The organism is Ornithinicoccus halotolerans (assembly GCF_009602535.1).
Classification (GTDB): Bacteria; Actinomycetota; Actinomycetes; order Actinomycetales; family Dermatophilaceae; genus Ornithinicoccus; species Ornithinicoccus halotolerans.
This window is the reverse complement of the sequence record NZ_WIQI01000158.1, coordinates 1-4,359: the sequence shown is the minus strand read 5'-3', so window position 1 is coordinate 4,359 and position 4,359 is coordinate 1. Positions and strand designations below refer to the sequence as shown.

The following is a 4,359-nucleotide window of genomic DNA, read 5'->3' as shown; positions in this document are numbered from 1 at the left end:
GCCTCGGCGGCTGGACGCCAGGCCCGCAGCGTGGCGACCGCGCCGTCGGGGGCGGACAGCACCACGGCCTCCCCGGCCGTGGTGGGGCCGGGGAGGCCGTGCCGAGCGACGAAGCCGCCCACCCAGCGGGCGACCCGCTCGGGGGCGACCTCGACGGTCTTGGTCAGCAGGTCACTCAGACGTTGAAGCCCAGTGCCCGCAGCTGCTCGCGCCCCTCGGGGGTGATCTTGTCCGGGCCCCACGGAGGCATCCAGACCCAGTTGATCCGGTAGCTGCTCACCAGGCCCTCCAGGGCCGCCGCGGTCTGGTCCTCGATCACGTCCGTGAGCGGGCAGGCCGCGCTGGTCAGCGTCATGTCGATGACGGCGTGGGACTGGGCGTCCACGGTCACGCCGTACACCAGGCCCAGGTCGACGACGTTGATGCCCAGCTCGGGGTCGACGACGTCGCGCAGCGCCTCCTCGACGTCCGCGACATTGGGTGGGGTGCTGGTCTCGGTGGTCATGGCTCCTCCTAGCTCCGCTCCAAGGCTCTCACGTCGGTGGGTGCGCCGCCGATGTCGACGCCGGCGCGGGCGAGGGCGTCCAGGTAGGCGGCCCAGCCCAGCAGCGCGCACTTCACGCGCATCGGGTAGCGGCTCACGCCGGCGAACGCCACCCCGTCACCGATCTGTTCCGGGTCGCCCTCGTCCTGGCCCCGGCTGGTCAGCATCGCGTGCATGGCGGCGTAGGTCTGCAGCGTCTCCGGGACCGGCCGTCCCAGGCACTCCTCGGCCAGCACCGAGGTGGCCGCGACCGAGATGGAGCAGCCCATGGCGTCATAACTGACGTCCGCCAGCACCGGGTGCTCCCCGGAGCGGTCCAGCCGGACCCGCAGCGTCACCTCGTCCCCGCAGCTGGGGTTCAGGTGGTGGGTCTCGGTGTCGAACGGCTCCCGCAGCCCGGCGTGCTGGGGCCGCTTGGCGTGCTCGATGATCAGCTCGGCGTAGAGGTCCATCAGGCGCTCACCCCGAAGATGTCCGGCACCCGGTCCAGCGCCTCGACGAAGGCGTCGACCTCCGCGGTGGTCGTGTAGACGTGGAAGCTGGCGCGGGTGCTGGCCGGCACCCGCAGCCGCCGGTGCAGCGGCCAGGCGCAGTGGTGCCCGGTGCGCACCGCGACACCCGCGTCGTCCAGCACCTGGCCCACGTCGTGCGGGTGCACGCCGTCGACGACGAACGAGACCGCCCCTACCCGGTCGGCCGGGTCGGTGGGTCCGAGCACGCGCACCCAGGGCCGCTCGGCCAGCCGCTGCAGGGCGTGGGTCACCAGCGCGTTGTCGTGGGCGGCGACCTGGGCCATGCCGATGCGGTCCAGGTAGTCGCAGGCCGCGGCCAGGCCGACCGCCTGTGCGGCCATGGGCACGCCGGCCTCGAACCGCTGCGGCGGCGGGGCGTAGGTGGACCCCTCCATCCGCACCATCTCGATCATCGAGCCGCCGGTGAGGAACGGCGGCATGGCCGCCAGCAGCTCGCCGCGACCCCACAGCACGCCGATCCCCTGCGGGCCGAGCAGCTTGTGCCCGGTGAAGACCAGGAAGTCCACGTCCAGCTCGGTGACGTCGACCGGGAAGTGCGGCACCGACTGGCAGGCGTCCAGCACCGTCAGCGCACCGACGGCCCGGGCCGCGGCGACCACGGCCGCGACGTCGGTGCGGGTGCCCAGCACGTTGGACACGTGCGTGACCGCCACCACCCGGGTGCGCGGCCCGATGACCTCGGCCGGGTCAGCGAGGTGGCCCTCGTCGGTGACGCCGATCCAGCGCAGGCTCGCCCCGGTGCGCCGGGCCAGCTCCTGCCACGGCACCAGGTTGGCGTGGTGCTCCATCTCGGTGACGACGATCTCGTCGCCCGGGCCCAGCCGCAGCCGGGCCGCGGCCGCGGGGTCGGCGCCGTCCAGCGCACCGGGAGCGCCGGCGTTGCTCAGCGCGTAGGCGACCAGGTTGATCGCCTCGGTGCCGTTCCTGGTGAAGACCACGTCCGCCGGTCGGGCGCCGATGAACTTGGCGACCCGCGTGCGGGCGGACTCGAAGGCGTCGGTCGCCTCCTCGGCCAGCTGGTGGGCTCCGCGGTGCACCGCCGCGTTGTGGTGCAGGTAGAAGTCGCGCTCGGCGTCCAGCACGCACAGCGGCTTCTGGGACGTCGCGCCGCTGTCCAGGTAGACCAGCGGCCGGTCCTGGCGCACGGTGCGCGCCAGGATCGGGAAGTCGGCCCGGATCCGGGCCACCTCCTGCGCCGTCAGCGGGGTGCGGGGGGCCACGCTCAGGCCTGGACCTTCAGGTAGCGGTCGTAGCCCTCGTCCTCGAGCCGGTCGGCCAGCTCACGGCCGCCGGACTCGGCCACCCGGCCGTTGATGAACACGTGCACGTGGTCGGGCCGGATGTAGCGCAGGATGCGGGTGTAGTGGGTGATGAGCATGACACCGAGGCCGGTGTTCTCCTTCACCCGGTTGACGCCCTCGGAGACCACGCGCAGCGCGTCCACGTCCAGGCCGGAGTCGGTCTCGTCCAGGATCGCGATCTTGGGCGCGAGCAGCTCCATCTGCAGGATCTCGTGGCGCTTCTTCTCGCCGCCGGAGAAGCCCTCGTTGACGTTGCGCTCGGCGAACGCCGGGTCCATCCGGAGGCTGGTCATGGCGTCCTTGACGTCCTTGACCCAGGTGCGCAGCTTGGGCGGCTGGCCGTCGATGGCGGTCTTGGCGGTGCGCAGGAAGTTGGACACCGTCACGCCCGGCACCTCCACCGGGTACTGCATGGCCAGGAACAGCCCGGCCTGGGCGCGCTCGTCCACGCCCATCTCGAGCACGTCCTCGCCGTCCAGGGTGACGCTGCCGGAGGTGATCGTGTACTTGGGGTGGCCGGCGACCGAGTAGGCCAGGGTCGACTTGCCCGACCCGTTCGGCCCCATGATCGCGTGGGTCTCGCCGGAGCGGACCGTCAGGTCGACGCCCTTCAGGATCTCCTCGGGCCCCTTGTCGGTCTCGACGCTGACGTGCAGGTCGCGGATCTCGAGTGTCGTCATGGCTCTCTCTCGTGGTTCAGGTGGGAAGGTCAGTCGTTGAGGGCGACGTAGACGTCGTCACCGTCCAGCCGCACGGTGTGGACCGCGATCGGCACGGTGGCCGGGAGGCCGGTCGGCTCGCCGGTGGTCATGTCGAACCGGGAGCCGTGCAGCCAGCACTCGATCGTGGTGCCCTCGACCTCGCCCTCGGAGAGCGAGACGTTGGCGTGGCTGCAGGTGTCGTCGATGGCATGCACGCGGCCCTCGCTGTCCCGGGCGATGGCCACCCGGCGGCCCTCGATCTCGGCGCACGCGGCGCCGACCTCGGGCAGGTCCTGCACCCGGCACACGTGCACGAAGTCCTCCTCGCGCGTCGCCGCCTGGGGCGTGCTGGTGCTCATGCCGACCGACCCATGTCGGTGGCCAGTTCCTCCTGGATGGCCGCCATCAGCGGGTCGACGACCTCCGGCACGCCGATCTTGGCAACCACGTCGGCGAAGAAGCCGAGCACCACCAGCCGGCGGGCCTCGTCTTCGGACACGCCCCGGGACATCAGGTAGAACAGCTGCTCGTCGTCGAACCGGCCGGTCGAGCTGGCGTGGCCGGCACCCTCGATCTCGCCGGTCTCGATCTCCAGGTTGGGGACCGAGTCGGCGCGGGCGCCGTCGGTGAGCACCAGGTTCCGGTTCAGCTCGTAGGTGTCGATGCCCTCGGCCTCGGCCCGGATCAGCACGTCACCCACCCAGACGGTGCGGGCGGTCTGCCCCTGCAGCGCCCCCTTGTAGGTCACCAGGGAGGTGCAGCGCGGCTGGTTGTGGTCGACGAAGGAGCGGTGCTCCAGGTGCTGGCCGGAGTCGGCGAAGTAGACCCCGAGCAGGGTGGCGTCCCCGCCCGGTGCCGCGTAGGAGACGTTGCTGTTGAGCCGCACGATCGCCCCGCCGAGGCTGACGGTGATGTGCCGGTAGCGGCTGTCCCGCCCGACCAGCGCCTCGTGCTGGCCGAGGTGGAGGGAGTCATCGGTCCAGCGCTGCAGCGAAACCACGGTCAGGTCCGCGCCGTCCTCGGTGCGCACCGACATGAACTCGCTGTACTCGGCCGTCCCGTCGTGCTCGACGATGACGGTGGCCTTGCTGTGCCGCCCCGCGGTGACGACCACGTGGCCGAACACCGGCTCGCCACCCTGACCGGTCAGCCGCAGCCGCACCGGGGCGGTCAGCTCGGCCTCGCGGGCGATGTCCAGCCGCAGCGCGCCGCCGCTGCGGGCGATCGCCTGCACGGCCGCCCGGTCACCCGGGGGCAGACGGGGTTCCCGCTGTCGACAA

Annotated in this window: 6 protein-coding genes; all 6 read right to left on the bottom strand. The window is 72.1% G+C overall.

What is annotated here, in order from left to right; translation table 11 throughout:
• Positions 1-175: 175 nt before the first annotated feature.
• Entirely contained in the window at positions 176-505 is a 330-nt protein-coding gene (locus GFJ45_RS15295; RefSeq protein WP_153398734.1) for a metal-sulfur cluster assembly factor, read from the bottom strand.
• Between the two features lie 8 nt (positions 506-513).
• Positions 514-996, bottom strand: a complete 483-nt coding sequence (gene sufU / locus GFJ45_RS15290; protein WP_153398732.1) for a Fe-S cluster assembly sulfur transfer protein SufU — start codon at positions 994-996, stop codon at positions 514-516.
• Positions 996-2,297 (bottom strand): SufS family cysteine desulfurase, encoded by a 1,302-nt coding sequence (locus tag GFJ45_RS15285; protein ID WP_228387153.1) that lies wholly within the window; start codon positions 2,295-2,297, stop codon positions 996-998. Before GFJ45_RS15285 ends, sufU begins: the two co-directional genes overlap by 1 nt.
• Before the next feature lie 2 nt (positions 2,298-2,299).
• Positions 2,300-3,058 (bottom strand): Fe-S cluster assembly ATPase SufC, encoded by a 759-nt coding sequence (sufC, locus tag GFJ45_RS15280; RefSeq protein ID WP_153398730.1) that lies wholly within the window; start codon positions 3,056-3,058, stop codon positions 2,300-2,302.
• Positions 3,059-3,087: 29 nt separating this feature from the next.
• A complete protein-coding gene (locus GFJ45_RS15275; protein ID WP_153398727.1) occupies positions 3,088-3,438 on the bottom strand; it encodes a non-heme iron oxygenase ferredoxin subunit in 351 nt (116 codons plus the stop codon).
• The coding region (sufD, locus tag GFJ45_RS15270; protein ID WP_153398725.1) for a Fe-S cluster assembly protein SufD at positions 3,435-4,359 on the bottom strand (925 nt) is incomplete at its 5' end. The genes sufD and GFJ45_RS15275, both read right to left, overlap by 4 nt.